The following is a 13,760-nucleotide window of genomic DNA, read 5'->3' as shown; positions in this document are numbered from 1 at the left end:
CATGACCGCACCGCACGCATCCGAGCGCCTCCTCTCCACCTCCGTCCTCGTCATCGGCACCGGCGGCGCGGGCCTGCGCGCCTCCATCGAGCTCGCCCAGCGCGGCGTGCAGGTGCTGGCGGTCGGCAAGCGCCGCAAGCACGACGCACACACGACGCTCGCCGCCGGTGGCATCAACGCCGCGCTCGCAACCATGGATCCCGAGGACTCCTGGCAGCAGCACGCCGCCGACACCCTGCGCGAGTCCTACTTCCTCGCCGACCCTGCGATCGTCGAGACCGTCGCGCAGGGGGCCGCCCAGGGCATCGAGGAGCTCGAGCAGTGGGGCATGCCGTTCGCCCGCGAGGAGGACGGGCGCATCTCGCAGCGCTTCTTCGGCGCGCACACCTACCGGCGCACCGCCTACGCCGGCGACTACACCGGCCTCGAGCTGCAGCGCACCCTGATGCGCCGCGCCGCCGAGCTGCAGGTCGAGATCGTCGACACCATCTACATCACCCGCCTCCTCGTCGCCGATGGCACGATCTTCGGCGCCTACGGCTTCGACGTCGTCGATGGCACCCCCGTGCAGATCCACGCCGACGCCGTGATCCTCGCCGCCGGCGGCCACACGCGCATCTGGCGCCACACCTCCTCCCGCCGCGACGAGAACACCGGCGACTCCTTCCGCCTCGCGGCGCTCGCCGGCGCGCGCATCCGCGACGCCGAGCTGGTGCAGTTCCACCCCTCCGGCCTGCTCGAGCCCGATGACGCTGCGGGCACGCTGGTCTCGGAGGCTGCGCGCGGCGAGGGCGGGATCCTGACGAACGCGCTGGGCGAGCGCTACATGGAGCGCTACGACCCCGAGCGCATGGAGCTCTCGACGCGCGACCGGGTGGCGCTCGCGGGGTACACCGAGATCGCCGAAGGCCGCGGCACCGAGAAGGGCGGCGTCTACCTCGACGTCTCGCACCTGCCGCGCGAGCAGATCCTGCAGCAGCTGCCGCGCGTCTACCGCACGCTCATCGACCTGCAGATGCTCGACATCACCACCACGAAGATGGAGATCGCCCCGACGGCGCACTACTCGATGGGCGGCGTCTGGGTCGCGCCCGACGACCACGGCACGGGCGTCGACGGGCTCTACGCGATCGGTGAGGCCTCGTCGGGCCTGCACGGCGCGAACCGCCTCGGCGGCAACTCCCTGATCGAGCTGCTCGTCTACGGGCGGATCACGGGTGCGCACGCCGCCGACTACGTCGCCGCGCGCACCGAGGTGCGCCGCGACCCGAGCGCCGTCGAGGAGGCGCGGAGCGAGATGCGAGGGCTGCTGCGCGAGGAGGGCACGGAGTCGGCTCGCCGGCTGCAGCGCGAGATCCGCAACACCATGAGCCAGCACGCCGGCGTCGTGCGCACCGAGGAGGGCCTGCGAGCCGGGCTCGCGGCGCTCGACGCGATCGAGGAGCGCGCCCAGCACGTGACGGCGCATCCCGACATCGCGGGCTTCGACGACCTCGCGCACGCCTACGACCTGCTCGGCTCGCTGCTCGCCGCGCGCGCCACGCTCGAGTGCGCGCTCGAGCGCCGCGAGACGCGCGGCTGCCACAACCGCGCAGACTTCCCCGAGCAGGATGAGTCGCTGCGCGGCAACTTCGTCTGGTCGCCGAGCACCGGGGTGGCGTTCGAGCCGCTCGCGCCCGCCCCCGAGAGCTTCCGGGCGCTCGCCGAGGCGCAGCTCGACGACTCCGTCGACGGCAAGCTCGTCGAGTGACCGAAGGCGCGGCTGCGCGGTCGTGCCGGGCCTCCGTGCCCGGCGCGACGATCGCCCCAGGTTCGACTGGCAGGCTGAAGCCATGCGCACCGAACTTCGAGCGCGCCTGCTGACGGCGCTCTCCGGCGACCCGGAGGGCACGCCGCGATGGATCCGCGAGCTCGCCGAGGGCGACGATGCGGGACACTTCGCCGAGGACGGCGCGGCCTGGACGGTGCACGGCAGCATGGCGACGCTCGTGGCCGGCATCCGCGCCCTGCTGCTACAGGCGCTGCACCCGGGTGCGATGGCGGGCGTCCACGACTGGTCCTCCTACCGCGAGGATCCGCTCGGGCGCCTCGCCGGCACCGTGCGCTGGGTCGTCTGCGTCACCTACGGCTCCACCGAGCAGGCCGCGCGCGAGACGGCGCGGGTGGGGCGGCTGCACGCCCGCGTGGCCGGCAGCTACCGGGACGGCGCGGGTGCCGAGCGCAGCTATCGGGCCGACGACGGCGGCCTCGCGGCTTGGGTGCACCTGGCCTTCACCGACGCCTTCCTCACCTGCCAGCAGACCTGGGGTCCGCCGACGCGAGGGCGAGGGCCCTGCCGCCGAGCGGGGTCGCGGCGGATGCGCGACGCCAGCATCCCCGGCGGTGCCGATGCGTACGTGGCAGAGTGGGCGGTCGCCGGCCGCCTGATGCGCGTCGACGATCCCCCGGCGACGGCGGACGAGCTGCGAGGGCGGCTCGCCGGCTACCTCAAACGGGGCGAGCTGCGCGGCGACGAGCGCGTGCACGACGTCGTCGCGTTCCTGCGCCGGCCGCCGGTCGGCGTCGAGGGCGCCGCCGGGCTCGGGTACCGCCTGCTCTTCGAGGGCGCGGTCGCGACGATCCCCGCGCCCTACCGCCGCCTGCTCGGGGTGCGGCGCTCACCGCTGCCGGTCGTGACCGCGACCCGCGCGGTGCTCTGGATCGCCGGACGCGCGCTCGCCTCGGGCGACGGTCGACGAGCCCAGGACTGGGCACGCCTGCGCCTGCGTCGCCTCGAGGCGCAGCGGGCTGCCTGAGGCGTCGCGCCCCGCTCAGATCCTCCGCACCTCGAGCCTGAGGCCGGCCGCTCGCAGCCGCTCGACGAGCACGTCGCCCATCGCGAACGCGGGGGTGAGCACGCCGCCCTCCGCGCTGCAGCGCTCATCGTCGACGGCGAGCGCGAGGGCGGCCTCGCCGAGCATGATCGAGGTCGCGGCGTAGCCGGGATCGCCGTCGGCAGCGACGAGCGCCGCGTAGCGCGCGCCGCGCTCCGTGCGCGTGGTCGTCTCCACCTCGAAGGAGCCGGCTGCGCGGCGCTCCTCTGAGGGCCCCTCGCCCGGTGACGGCAGCACCGCGTCGAGCGCGCGACGCACGCTCGGGAGTGCCATCGCGACCGTGAGCGCTCGCGTGCCGGCGGCGACCGCCGCCGCGGCCAGCCGCCCGCGCACGCCCGGCCCGGTCGCGACGACCTCGCGGTAGCGGAACCGCTCGCCGTAGGCGCCGCCGCGCAGCGCGGTCGAGCGGCGCACGAGCCTGGTGTTGTACCCGGCCATCACGAACGGTGCCGCCCACTCCCCCGTCTCGACGTCGAGGAAGGGTCGCGAGACGTCCCGCTGGCCCGGCGCGATCCTGGCAGGCGCGGTCGCGCCCGCGCCATCCACGCCGACGGCGAGCGCCGCCGGGTCGTCGAGCACGGCGGCGAGCGCCGGCTCCTCGCGCACCCGCTCGAGCTGCGCCCGCAGCGAGTCGATCGTGCCCCCGCTGATGCCACCGGAGAGCCGCCGCACGCGCAGCGTCGTGTCGGTCAGCGCACCCGCGCCGTCCGCGGCGGCTCGCTCGTGCAGCAGATGGACGGCGAGGTCGGAGGGGACCGAGTCGAAGCCGCAGGACACCACGATGCGCGCGCCGCTCGCTTGAGCCCGATCGTGGCTGCGCTCGACGATGTCGCGCACGAAGAGCACCTCGCCGGTCAGGTCTGCGTAGTGCGTGCCCGCGTCCGCGCAGGCGTCGACGAGCCCGGCGCCGTAGCGCAGGTAGGGGCCGACGGTGCTCGCGACCACCGCAGTGCGGGCAGCGAGCGCGCGCAGGCTCGCGTCGTCGTCGCTGTCCGCCACCACGAGCGGCCACGCCGCGGCGACGGGCGGCAGCTGCGCACGCACGTGCTCGAGCCGCTCGGGCGAGCGCCCGGCGAGGCCGATGCGCAACCCGCTCGGCGCGGACTCCGCGACGTGCGCCGCGACGAGCCTGCCGACGAAGCCGGTCGCACCGAACAGGACGAGGTCGAGATCGCGAGCGCTCATCGCGCCATCGTCCCCCATCCCCCGTCGCCCGGCTCCCAGGTTCGACACCCGGGCGGCAGGACTACGCTGATCGAGCCAGGACGGCGCGATCCCTGCGACTCCGTTCCCGGCCCGAGCACAGGAGGCAGCCATGCCCAGCACTCGCACCACGATCTCGGCGCTCCTCGTCGTCGCCGCGCTCGCCCTGACGGGCTGCGCCGCTAGCGAAGGCCCTGCTGACAGCGCGCCAGCAGCGAGCGAGCCCGCGGCCTCCGGCAGCCCGGACTCGCAGCCGGCCGACGAGTCCTCAGAGCCCAGCACCGACTCGGAATCGGACGACGCAGCTGCCCCCGCCGCCACCGCGCTCACGGGCATGGTCGGTACGGCCGAGGACCCCGAGGCCTATGAGATCCAGCTCCTCGACGCAGACGGAGCGCCCGTCACGACCCTTCCAGCGGGCGACTACACGCTGACCTTCGACGACCGCTCGCAGCTGCACAACTTCCGCTTCAGCGGCCCGGGCGACGTCGACGTGGCGACGGAGGTGGCGGGCACGGACGACTCGACGGTCGAGATCACGCTCGTGGCAGGCACCTACAGCTTCGTCTGCGACCCCCACCCCGGCTCGATGTCGGGCCAGGTCGAGGTCACCGGCTGAGCCGCACCTCGAGCACAGCCCAGCCGCGCGCGGGCAGCGCCAGGCGACCATCGCCCAGCTCGCCCTCCCCGGCGACGACCGTCGACGCATCCGCCGCAGGCACCGTGACGGGGGCGTCGTCGAGGTTCAGCGCCGTCACGAGCCCGGCCTCGCCCGTCGCGGTGCGCAGCACGAGCGCCAGGTTCGCCACGTGCACGACATCGGTGCGCGCCGTCGTCAGCCACGGGTTGCGGCGTCGCAGCGCCAGCAGCTCGCGGTGCACGTCGAGCGAGCGGCGAGCGGATGCGTCCAGCTCCTCCGGCCGCGGCGGCGCGGCGGGGAACTCGGGCCGGATCGCGTCGTCGCCGCCCAGGCGCTCCTCCTTGACCGCCTGCCAGCCGTACTCGTCGCCGGCGTAGATGGCAGGCGTGCCGGCGACGGCGAACAGCACCGCGAGCGCGTGCGGCACCAGCGCCGGGTCGATCGCCGAGGCGATGCGCGTCACGTCGTGGTTGCCGACGAAGGTCGCGGGCACGAAGTCGCCGAGCAGCGCGTTGCCCCGCTCGATGGCGTGCTCGAGCTCGAACAGGTTGCGGTCGGCGATGCCGTGCCAGATGCCCTGCCACAGCTCGTACTGCGTGAGCGAGTCGATCGTCGACTCCCGGACGATGCCGGCGTAGTCGCCGTGGATCACCTCGCCGAGGAACCAGGCATCAGGGTGCCGCTCGCGCACGCGCGGCAGCACCCTCGACCAGAAGCCGCTCGGCACGGCGTAGGCGGCGTCGAGCCGCCAGCCGTCGGCGCCGCGATCGAGCCAGTGGCTGCAGACGTCGACGACGAGCTGCTCGACCGCGGGCGAGTCGTGGTCGAGCTCGACGAGGGCGCCGTGACCCTCGAAGACCTGCACCTCGCCGGATGCATCACGACGGAAGAGGGCGGCCTCCGGCGCGCTCGCGTCGGCCTGCGCAGCGAGGAAGGCCGGGTGCTCACGACCGACGTGGTTGAAGACGCCGTCGAGCAGCACTCGGATGCCCCGATCGTGGGCGGCGGCGATCAGCCGGTCGAAGTCGCCGTCGTCGCCGAGCCGCGGATCGATGCGGAAGTGGTCGACGGTGTCGTAGCCGTGGGTGCTGCTGGCGAACACCGGGCCGAGCGCGATGCCGTTGAGGCCGAGCCCGATGACGTGGTCCAGCCACGCCTCCAGGTGCGGGAGGCGATGCGCGACCTCGGTCGGATGCTCGTGGTCGCGGATCGGCGCACCGGTGAAGCCGAGGGGGTAGACGTGCCACCACATCGTGCTGAAGCTCCAGTGCTGGCCATCGTTCCGCGCATCCGACATGCACCCATCCTGCCCGGCCGAGATCAACGCGCCCTGTCATGCTGGAGCCATGGACACTGGCAGCCGCACGATCGTGCTCACGGGCGCATCCGACGGGATCGGTGCCGCCGCCGCGCGCCAGCTGGTCGACCGCGGGCACCGAGTGCTGCTCGTCGGCAGATCACCGGAGAAGACCGCCGCCGTCGCGCGTTCGCTGGGCGCCGAGCACTGGACGGCGGACTTCGCGAGGCTCGACGAGGTCGCCGCGCTCGCCACGGCGCTGCGCGGCGCCACCGACCGCATCGATGTGCTGGCCAACAACGCGGGCGGCGTCTTCGGCCCGCGCAGGATCACCACCGACGGCAACGAGCTGACGTTCCAGGTGAACCACCTCGCACCCTTCCTGCTGACCCAGCTCCTGCTCGAGCCGCTAGAAGCCGGTGCAGGCATCGTCGTGAACACGGCGAGCTCGGCCGCGCGCCTGCTCGCGCGCCCCGACCTCGACGACTTGACCGCGACGCGCGGGTACACCCCCGCCCGCGCCTACGGCACCGCGAAGCTCGCGAACATCTGGCACGCGCGCGGGCTGCTCTCGCGCTACGGCGAGGCGGGCATCCGACCGGTCTCCTTCGATCCCGGCAACGTCCGGACCGGCTTCGCGACCGGTTCCTCGAGCGTCCTGCGGCTGGTCTACCGGACGCCGCTGGCCCGCCTGATGCTCATGAGCCCGGAGCGAGGCGGCGCGAACCTGACGTTCTTCGCCGACGGCGCGCCGGGCACGACCTGGCAGCCCGGCGCCTTCTACTCGCAGACGAGGCTCGCGACGGCCGAGGAGACGAATCCGCTCGTGCACGCGGACGGGCTCGTGGACCTGCTGTGGGAGCGCAGCGAGGCGCTCGTCGCCCCCTGGCTCGGCTGAGGCCGCTCTCGTGGCGACTCGACTGCTGCTGCTCAGCGACACGCACCTGCCACTGCGCGCGAAGGCGCTGCAGGAGCAGGTCTGGCGACTCGTCGACGAGGCCGACGTGGTGATCCACGCCGGCGACTGGGTGGATGCCGCGCTGCTCGACGAGCTGAGCGACCGGGCCCGGCGCCTGATCGGCGTCGCGGGCAACAACGACGGGCCAGAGCTCTGGTCGCGGCTCGGCGAGATCGCGAGGGTCGAGCTCGAGGGCGTGCGCTTCGCCGTGATCCACGAGACCGGCAGCGCCACAGGGCGCGAGCGCCGCTGCGACGCCCGCTTCGGGCGCGAAGCCGAGACGCCGTCAGACGTGCTCGTGTTCGGCCACTCGCACATCCCCTGGGACACGACGACCGAGTCGGGGCTGCGCCTGCTGAACCCCGGCTCCCCCACCGATCGCAGGCGTCAGCCCGTCGGCACCGTGATGACCGCGGTCGTCGACGCCGGGGCGCTCCGTGACGTGGTGCTCGTCCCGACGCCGCGCTGACCCCGGTCGGGCCGACGCCGACCCCGGTCGGGCCGACGCCGACCCCGGTCGGGCCGACGCCGGCCTCGGGCGGGCCGACGCCGGGACCCGGCGGTAGTCTCTTGGGGGACAACGGCGATCGAGTCGGAGCAGCGGGAGGCAGTCGTGCACGGAGCGGATCCGCTTGCCCCCGGCCGGATGCTCGCGGAGCGCTACCGCATCGGGCCGCTGCTCGGGACGGGCGGGATGTCCTTCGTGCATCGCGGCACCGATGTCGTCCTCGGCCGCGACGTCGCGATCAAGGCGCTCGTCCACGGCTCCGCCGATCCCACGGAGCGGCAGCGCGTGCAGGCCGAGATCGACGTGCTCGCGGGACTGAGCCACCGGGCGCTCGTGACGCTCTTCGACGCGGGGAGTGCCGCTGCCGATGGAGTCTCCTTCACCTATCTCGCGATGGAGCTCGTCGACGGCCCGACGCTCGGCACCCGCGCGGCGCTCGGCGCGATCGCCCCGAACGACATCGCGACCATGGCCCGTGATCTGGCCGAGGCGCTCGTCGTGGTGCACGCGGCCGGCGTCGTGCACCGCGACATCAAGCCCGCCAACGTGCTGCTCGCTCCGACGCCCGTGCCGGGGCGGGAGTTCGACGCGAAGCTCGCCGACTTCGGCATCGCGACGCTCGTCGACGGCACTCGGCTCACAGCGACGGGGACGGTGCTCGGCACCGCCGCCTACCTGAGCCCGGAGCAGGCGACGGGCGCGCGCGTGGGGCCGGCCTCCGACGTCTACTCGCTCGGTCTCGTGCTGCTCGAGTCGATCACCGGCCGACGCGAGTACCCCGGCCCGCTCATGGAGTCGCTCACCGCGCGGCAGTCGCGCGACCCCGTCGTCCCCGGTGCCATCGGCTACCGCTGGAAGTCGCTGCTGGCCGCGATGACGGCTCGCGATCCCGAGGCGCGCCCCTCGGCTCCCGAGCTCCTCGAGCTCCTGGCGGACGCCGGGGGCGCGGCAGCGCTCCCCCTCGCCGACGGGCGGGATGCCGGGGCGACGGCGCCGCTCGTCGGTGACGCCGGCGCCACCGCGCCGCTCGTCCGCGACGCCACGACCACCGCGGACCTCGTCCTCGACGAACCGGCGGTGGGCCGCCGGCGCGCGCGACGAGGCTGGGTGCTCGTGGGCAGCATCGCCGCCGGGCTCGCGCTGCTCGTGACAACTGCGGTGCTCGGGCTCCAGCAGCTCGCGGCGCCCGTGACGAGCGATCCCCCGAGCGTCGCAGAGACCCCGGTCGTGAGCGATCCGCCGGTGCAGACGACCGAGCCTGACGAGGAGCCCGCGGAGTCGGCGACGACACCGCCCGCTCAGCCCGCGCCGCTGCCCGCGGTGATCGAGGAGGGCGGGCAGGAGCCCGCGGCGCCGAGCCAGGGCAATGGGAACGGCAGCTCGGGCAACGGGAACGGGAACGGGAACGGCAACTCGGGGAACGGCAACGGCAATGGCTCGGGGAACGGGAACTCCGGGAACGGCAATGGCAGCTCGGGCAATGGGAACGGCAACGGCAACGGCAACGGTTGAGCCGACGCGCGGGCGAGCGAGATCCAGGCGATGATCGCCGTCCCACTTGCACACCTGCGCCGCAGGATCGCGACCCTAGGATCAGAGCATGGACGCCGCTCCTCGCATCGTGCTCGCCGCCGCACCGACCGACGTGCGCGACCGCAGCCGAGGCGAGCGCTGAGCACGCGGCACGACGTGCACCTCTCTCGCTCGCTCGCGACGACCGCCGGCGCCGTCTACGGCACCACCGCGCTCCTCGGCGTGGGGCTGGCGACCGGGCTCTGGCGCAACCGCCGCAACCGCTGGATCCACCACGTCGGCTACATCGCCGCCGTCACCCTCACCGCCGGCACGGTCGTGACGAGCCTGCGCACCGACCGCATCCGGGCTGCCTGCGCCGCCGTCGCCCTCGTGCCGCTCGCCATCCTCCCGCGCGTCTCGACGCGGTCGCGGCGACACCCCGTCATCGCCCTCGCCGCAGCGCCTTGGCTCGCTGCCGCCATCATCCGCAGGACCAGATAGGAACCCGATGGAGCTCATCGACGCAATTCGCCGCCGCCGCACGACGAACGGCCCGTTCCTCCCCGATCCCGTCAAGGAGGAGCACCAGCGCCTGCTCATCGAGCTGGCGGGCAGGGCCCCCTCGCAGCTGAACAGCCAGCCGTGGCGCTTCGTGATCACGGAGGACCGGGCGAAGATCGAGCAGGTCGCCGCGATCAGCGGTGCCAGCATGACCGAGGCGATGTCGAACGGCACCTTCTTCGAGCGGTACAAGCGCTACTTCCGCTTCTCGCAGCAGGAGATGGACGAGCGCCGCGACGGCATGCTCTTCGACCGGTTGCCGGCGCCGCTGCGCCCGTTCACGAGCCAGGCGATGACGCCGCGCGGCCAGAAGATGATGAACGCGCTGCGCGTTCCGCAGACGCTCGGCGAGGAGAACCGCAAGCTCGTCGCCGGCGCTCCCCTGCTGCTGGCGGTCATGCTCGACCGCGAGGAGCACCGCCCGGGCGAGCTCTCCTCATTCTACTCGCTGTTCAGCATGGGCGCCGCGATGGAGAACGTGTGGCTGACGACGGTCGAGCTCGGCCTCGGCATCCAGTTCGTCTCGTTCCCGATGGAGGTGCCCGGCCAGTGGGAGCGGCTCATCGAGCTGTTCAAGGTGCCCGACGACCTCGAGCTGATGGCGGTGTACCGCATCGGCTACGTGCCGGAGGATCGGCGCCGTCCGCGCATCGACTGGTCGAGCTCCGAGCGCAAGCGGCCCTCGCAGATCCTGTTCCGCGACACGTGCCAGACGCCGCAGCAGGGCTGGGACGACGTGCCGCCGCCGCACGCGCACTGACGCGGGGAGGCTGGGGATGACCGCAGCGGAGGACGACGCGGCGATCGAGCGGGCGAGCGCCCTGCTGCGGTCGACCGCGGCGACGCTCGCGGAGGCCGGTGCCCGCGATGAGGCGCTCGCGCGCTACGAGGAGCCGAAGCCGGTGCTCGGCGTCGTGCCGCGCAGGCCGACGATGCGCCCACTGGGCCGCGCGTGGCGGCTCGGTGCACTGCTGCTGACCGCGGAGGGCTCGATCTGGGCGACGGGCATCTCGACGCGCGTGGCAGAGCCCGGCCGACCGCAGCACCACACCGCGTCCGTCGAGATCCGGCGGGCGTACCGGGCGGCGGCGATCCAGGGCGGGTTCCCGATGGGCGAGACCGTGAACCACGGCATCACGCCGATCGCGCTCGACGAGACGCTCGTCGCCGGGCCCGGGCCGCTGATCGTGCACGGCGGACGCGCGTGGGTGCGCTGGGGCCGGGATGCACCCGTCGAGCTCGAGCGCTACCTGGCCGACCTCGCCGAGCTGCTGCTGCATCCGCCGCAGGGGACGTAGGCGGCGGCGCAGGCACTGCGCTGCGCTGCGCCACAGTGCTGGCAGGATCGGAGGCATGTCTGCCGATGCCGCTGCACCCTCCCCCTACTTCGTCGCGCTGGGCGGCGGCCGCTACCGGCCGACGGAGCAGGCGAGCGGCGCCTGGCAGCCGGGTGAGATGCACTTCGCGCCCCTCGGCGGGCTGCTGACGCACGCGGTCGAGCAGCATCGCGCCGCGGCGGGCGGCGCTCCCCTGCTGCTGACGCGCATGACCTTCGACATCCTGGGCTTCCTGGCGCTCGACGAGACGGAGGTGCGGGTCGAGACCCGCCGCCCCGGCCGCACGATCGAGCTCACGGAGGCCACCGCATCCATCGCCGGTCGCGATGTCGCGGTCGCCCGCGCCTGGCACAGCGTCGCGATCGACACCACTGCAGTCCAGGGCGGCGCGGCTGCGCCGCTACCCGCGCCCGAGGGTCTGCGAGCGGCGGACTTCGCCAAGGGATGGGGCGGCGGCTACGTGCGATCGGTCGAGCTGCGGGAGACGGGCGAGGGCACGCCCGGCCGCAACCAGGCGTGGCAGCGCACCGGGCACCCGCTGGTCACGGGCGAGCGGGTCGCGCCGATCGCCCGATGGATCGGCCTCATCGACGGGGCGAACGGCATCGCCGTGCGCGAGCGGCCCGACCAGTGGATGTTCCCGAACCTCGACCTGACGATCCACCTGCACCGGCAGCCCGAGGGCGAATGGGTCGGCTTCGACACGACGGTCGTGTTCGGGCCGAGCGGTCAGGGCATCACGTGCACCGAGCTGCACGACGAGCGCGGCCACGTCGGCCGAGCCTCGCAGACCTTGACGGTGCGACCCGCCTGATCCCCCTGCTCCCGCTGGTCGAGGAGCGCGCGGCGCAGCCGCACGCGTCATGCGCGCTGGTCGAGGAGCGCGCGGCGCAGCCGCACGCGTCATGCGCGCTGGTCGAGGAGCGCGCGGCGCAGCCGCACGCGTCATGCCCGTTGGTCGAGGAGCGCGCGGCGCAGCCGCACGCGTCACGAGACCCCGCAACCGGTTCGCCCGTCGCCCGGCCCTCGTTGGTCGAGGAGCGCGCGGCGCAGCCGCACGCGTCTCGAGACCCGGTCCGCGGCTTGTTCCCGCCTCTCGATCGCCCGCCTCCGATGTCAGTGGTGCGTGGTGTGATGCACCCATGAGCGACGATGGCTTCGACTCCCGGAGCGCCGACCCTGAGGGCGTCGATGCTGGCGGTTTCGATGCCGCTTCGGGCGGCGCTGACTGGCCCGCCGCCATCGACGCCGACGCCTACATCGCCGCCGTCCGCGCCGGGGCGGTCGACCCGTACGGGCAGTCGGCGGATGAGCTGCAGGGCTCGCTCGACGCGTACGACCGGGAGTGGACGGCGCGGCTGCTGGCGCTGTCGGATGTCGAGCTGGATGCGGTCGTGACGGGCCGGATGGCGGTGCCGCAGCTGCCGGGCCCGGTCGAGTCGGAGCGGACGGCGCGGCTGCGTGCGGAGGCAGCGTATGTGGGCCGGGTGCGGGCGCTGGAGGTGCAGGCGGCGCGGCTGGAGGCGGCCAAGCGTGAGCTGCTCGCGGACCGGTTCGCGCGACTGCTGGCCGAGCCGGGCTCGTTCGAGACGAACCTGCGCGAGGCGGCCTCGGTGCTGGCGGTGGAGCTGCACCTGTCGGATCGTGCGATCGAGCGGCGCATGACCGACGCGTGGCAGACGGTCACTGAGCTGCCGCTGGCGCACGACGCGCACCGCGCGGGCCGCATCACGGCCAGCCACCTGCGCGCGATCGTGACCGCGACCGAAGCGCTCCGCCTCGACGCTGCGGTCGAGCCCGAGCAGCGGGCGCTGGTCGAGCAGGAGCTCGTCGCGGTCGCCGAGACGACCACGCCCGGGCAGCTGCGCTCCCGCGCACGCCGCATCGTCGACCGTGTCCTGACGGCGCCGCTGCAGCAGCGGTACGAGACCGCGAGTCAGCAGCGGGCGGTATCGCTGCACGACGCGGGAGACGGCATGGTCGATCTCTGCGCACGCGTGCCCGCGGCGCTCGGCGCGGCCGCGTTCGCACGGCTGACGGACGCCGCCCGCGGCAAGGCGAAGGACGACCCGCGCAGCTTCGAACAGTTCCGCGCCGACGCCTACCTCGAGCTCCTCCTCACCGGCCACACCCCGCAGGACCTCGCCGGCGTCAACGGCATCGCCGCGACGATCATCGTCACCATCCCCGCCACCGCCCTCCTCCACGACGACGCCGACCGCCACGACGGCAACGACGGCGCCGACGGCACCGGCAACGGCACCGACGGCCGCGGCGGTGATGCTGCGCCGGGGCTGCGGTTCCCGGCGATGCTCGAGGGCGACATCCTCGTCGACACCGCCACCGTCCGCTCCCTCGCCGCCGACACGATCACCTGGGAACGGCTCTTCCTCGACCCCGTCACCGGCGTACCCGTCACCGTCGACACCTACCGCCCCAGCCGCGCCATGCGGCGCTGGCTGCGCCGCCGCGACGGCCACTGCCGCTGGCCCGGCTGCAGCAACCGCGTCAGCAGCACCGACCTCGACCACACCCAAGACTGGGCCGACGGCGGCCCCACCACCCTGTCCAACCTCGCCAGCCTCTGCCGCCGCCACCACACCATGAAGCACGCCACCCGCTGGACCGTCCAACAGCTCGAAGACGGCATCCTCGAATGGACCAGCCCCCTCGGCACCACCCTCCACGACGAACCCCAACCCCAAGGACCACGCTTCACCAACACCAGCCACGACGACACCCCCTGGGGCACACCCACGGCGGCCGAACCCAACCTCGCCAACGCACCACCAGTGACCCTGCCCTTCTGACACCCGCCCTCGCACTGCCGAGAGGCGTGCTCGGTCAGTCGGCGCGCTCGCTCAGTCG

General features: G+C 73.7%; 13 protein-coding genes. 11 read left to right on the top strand and 2 right to left on the bottom strand.

Annotated elements, in window-relative coordinates:
- Position 1: 1 nt before the first annotated feature.
- Positions 2-1,750 carry an FAD-binding protein gene (locus tag BQ6202_RS05485; RefSeq protein ID WP_072313468.1) on the top strand — a complete coding sequence of 583 codons (1,749 nt, stop codon included), beginning with the start codon at positions 2-4 and terminating at the stop codon, positions 1,748-1,750.
- Between the two features lie 82 nt (positions 1,751-1,832).
- On the top strand, positions 1,833-2,795 hold the full coding sequence (locus tag BQ6202_RS05480) for an oxygenase MpaB family protein (RefSeq protein ID WP_072313467.1): 963 nt from the start codon (positions 1,833-1,835) through the stop codon (positions 2,793-2,795).
- A 15-nt stretch (positions 2,796-2,810) separates the two neighbouring features.
- On the opposite strand, the gene BQ6202_RS05475 is transcribed toward BQ6202_RS05480, so the two are convergent.
- Entirely contained in the window at positions 2,811-4,058 is a 1,248-nt protein-coding gene (locus BQ6202_RS05475) for a saccharopine dehydrogenase family protein (protein WP_143143651.1), read from the bottom strand.
- 130 nt (positions 4,059-4,188) lie between these two features.
- On the opposite strand from BQ6202_RS05475, the gene BQ6202_RS05470 reads away from it, so the two are divergent.
- Positions 4,189-4,695: a cupredoxin domain-containing protein gene (locus tag BQ6202_RS05470; protein ID WP_072313465.1), complete on the top strand. Its 507-nt coding sequence runs from the start codon at positions 4,189-4,191 to the stop codon at positions 4,693-4,695.
- Here BQ6202_RS05470 and BQ6202_RS05465 read toward each other — a convergent pair.
- Positions 4,685-6,013 (bottom strand): alpha-amylase family glycosyl hydrolase, encoded by a 1,329-nt coding sequence (locus tag BQ6202_RS05465; RefSeq protein WP_083587034.1) that lies wholly within the window; start codon positions 6,011-6,013, stop codon positions 4,685-4,687. The genes BQ6202_RS05470 and BQ6202_RS05465 overlap by 11 nt on opposite strands.
- A 49-nt stretch (positions 6,014-6,062) precedes the next feature.
- On the opposite strand from BQ6202_RS05465, the gene BQ6202_RS05460 reads away from it, so the two are divergent.
- The 8 genes from BQ6202_RS05460 (at position 6,063) to BQ6202_RS05425 (ending at position 13,702) form a co-directional block, all read left to right on the top strand.
- Positions 6,063-6,911: an SDR family NAD(P)-dependent oxidoreductase gene (locus tag BQ6202_RS05460; RefSeq protein ID WP_072313464.1), complete on the top strand. Its 849-nt coding sequence runs from the start codon at positions 6,063-6,065 to the stop codon at positions 6,909-6,911.
- A 10-nt stretch (positions 6,912-6,921) separates the two neighbouring features.
- Positions 6,922-7,440 (top strand): metallophosphoesterase family protein, encoded by a 519-nt coding sequence (locus tag BQ6202_RS05455; protein ID WP_072313463.1) that lies wholly within the window; start codon positions 6,922-6,924, stop codon positions 7,438-7,440.
- Between the two features lie 144 nt (positions 7,441-7,584).
- Entirely contained in the window at positions 7,585-8,991 is a 1,407-nt protein-coding gene (locus tag BQ6202_RS05450) for a serine/threonine-protein kinase (protein ID WP_143143650.1), read from the top strand.
- Between the two features lie 177 nt (positions 8,992-9,168).
- Complete coding sequence (locus BQ6202_RS05445; protein WP_072313461.1) at positions 9,169-9,495, top strand: hypothetical protein; 327 nt, start codon at positions 9,169-9,171, stop codon at positions 9,493-9,495.
- Between the two features lie 7 nt (positions 9,496-9,502).
- Positions 9,503-10,315 carry a nitroreductase family protein gene (locus BQ6202_RS05440; protein WP_072313460.1) on the top strand — a complete coding sequence of 271 codons (813 nt, stop codon included), beginning with the start codon at positions 9,503-9,505 and terminating at the stop codon, positions 10,313-10,315.
- 16 nt (positions 10,316-10,331) lie between these two features.
- Positions 10,332-10,853 (top strand): hypothetical protein, encoded by a 522-nt coding sequence (locus BQ6202_RS05435; RefSeq protein WP_072313459.1) that lies wholly within the window; start codon positions 10,332-10,334, stop codon positions 10,851-10,853.
- Between the two features lie 55 nt (positions 10,854-10,908).
- Positions 10,909-11,706 carry a thioesterase family protein gene (locus tag BQ6202_RS05430; RefSeq protein WP_072313458.1) on the top strand — a complete coding sequence of 266 codons (798 nt, stop codon included), beginning with the start codon at positions 10,909-10,911 and terminating at the stop codon, positions 11,704-11,706.
- 328 nt (positions 11,707-12,034) lie between these two features.
- Positions 12,035-13,702, top strand: a complete 1,668-nt coding sequence (locus BQ6202_RS05425; RefSeq protein ID WP_072313457.1) for an HNH endonuclease signature motif containing protein — start codon at positions 12,035-12,037, stop codon at positions 13,700-13,702.
- The last annotated feature ends 58 nt before the right edge of the window (positions 13,703-13,760 follow it).

Origin of the sequence: Agrococcus sp. Marseille-P2731, from assembly GCF_900117395.1 — a bacterium.
Classification (GTDB): domain Bacteria; phylum Actinomycetota; class Actinomycetes; order Actinomycetales; family Microbacteriaceae; genus Agrococcus.
This window is presented reverse-complemented; position numbering and strand designations above follow the sequence as displayed.

Coding starts and splice junctions, on each gene's coding strand:
- BQ6202_RS05485 (WP_072313468.1), top strand. CDS start 2: ATGACCGCACCGCACGCATCCGAGCGCCTCCTCTCCACCTCCGTCCTC.
- BQ6202_RS05470 (WP_072313465.1), top strand. CDS start 4,189: ATGCCCAGCACTCGCACCACGATCTCGGCGCTCCTCGTCGTCGCCGCG.
- BQ6202_RS05440 (WP_072313460.1), top strand. CDS start 9,503: ATGGAGCTCATCGACGCAATTCGCCGCCGCCGCACGACGAACGGCCCG.
- BQ6202_RS05430 (WP_072313458.1), top strand. CDS start 10,909: ATGTCTGCCGATGCCGCTGCACCCTCCCCCTACTTCGTCGCGCTGGGC.
- BQ6202_RS05425 (WP_072313457.1), top strand. CDS start 12,035: ATGAGCGACGATGGCTTCGACTCCCGGAGCGCCGACCCTGAGGGCGTC.
- BQ6202_RS05465 (WP_083587034.1), bottom strand. CDS start 6,013: ATGTCGGATGCGCGGAACGATGGCCAGCACTGGAGCTTCAGCACGATG.
- BQ6202_RS05460 (WP_072313464.1), top strand. CDS start 6,063: ATGGACACTGGCAGCCGCACGATCGTGCTCACGGGCGCATCCGACGGG.
- BQ6202_RS05475 (WP_143143651.1), bottom strand. CDS start 4,058: ATGAGCGCTCGCGATCTCGACCTCGTCCTGTTCGGTGCGACCGGCTTC.
- BQ6202_RS05480 (WP_072313467.1), top strand. CDS start 1,833: ATGCGCACCGAACTTCGAGCGCGCCTGCTGACGGCGCTCTCCGGCGAC.
- BQ6202_RS05435 (WP_072313459.1), top strand. CDS start 10,332: ATGACCGCAGCGGAGGACGACGCGGCGATCGAGCGGGCGAGCGCCCTG.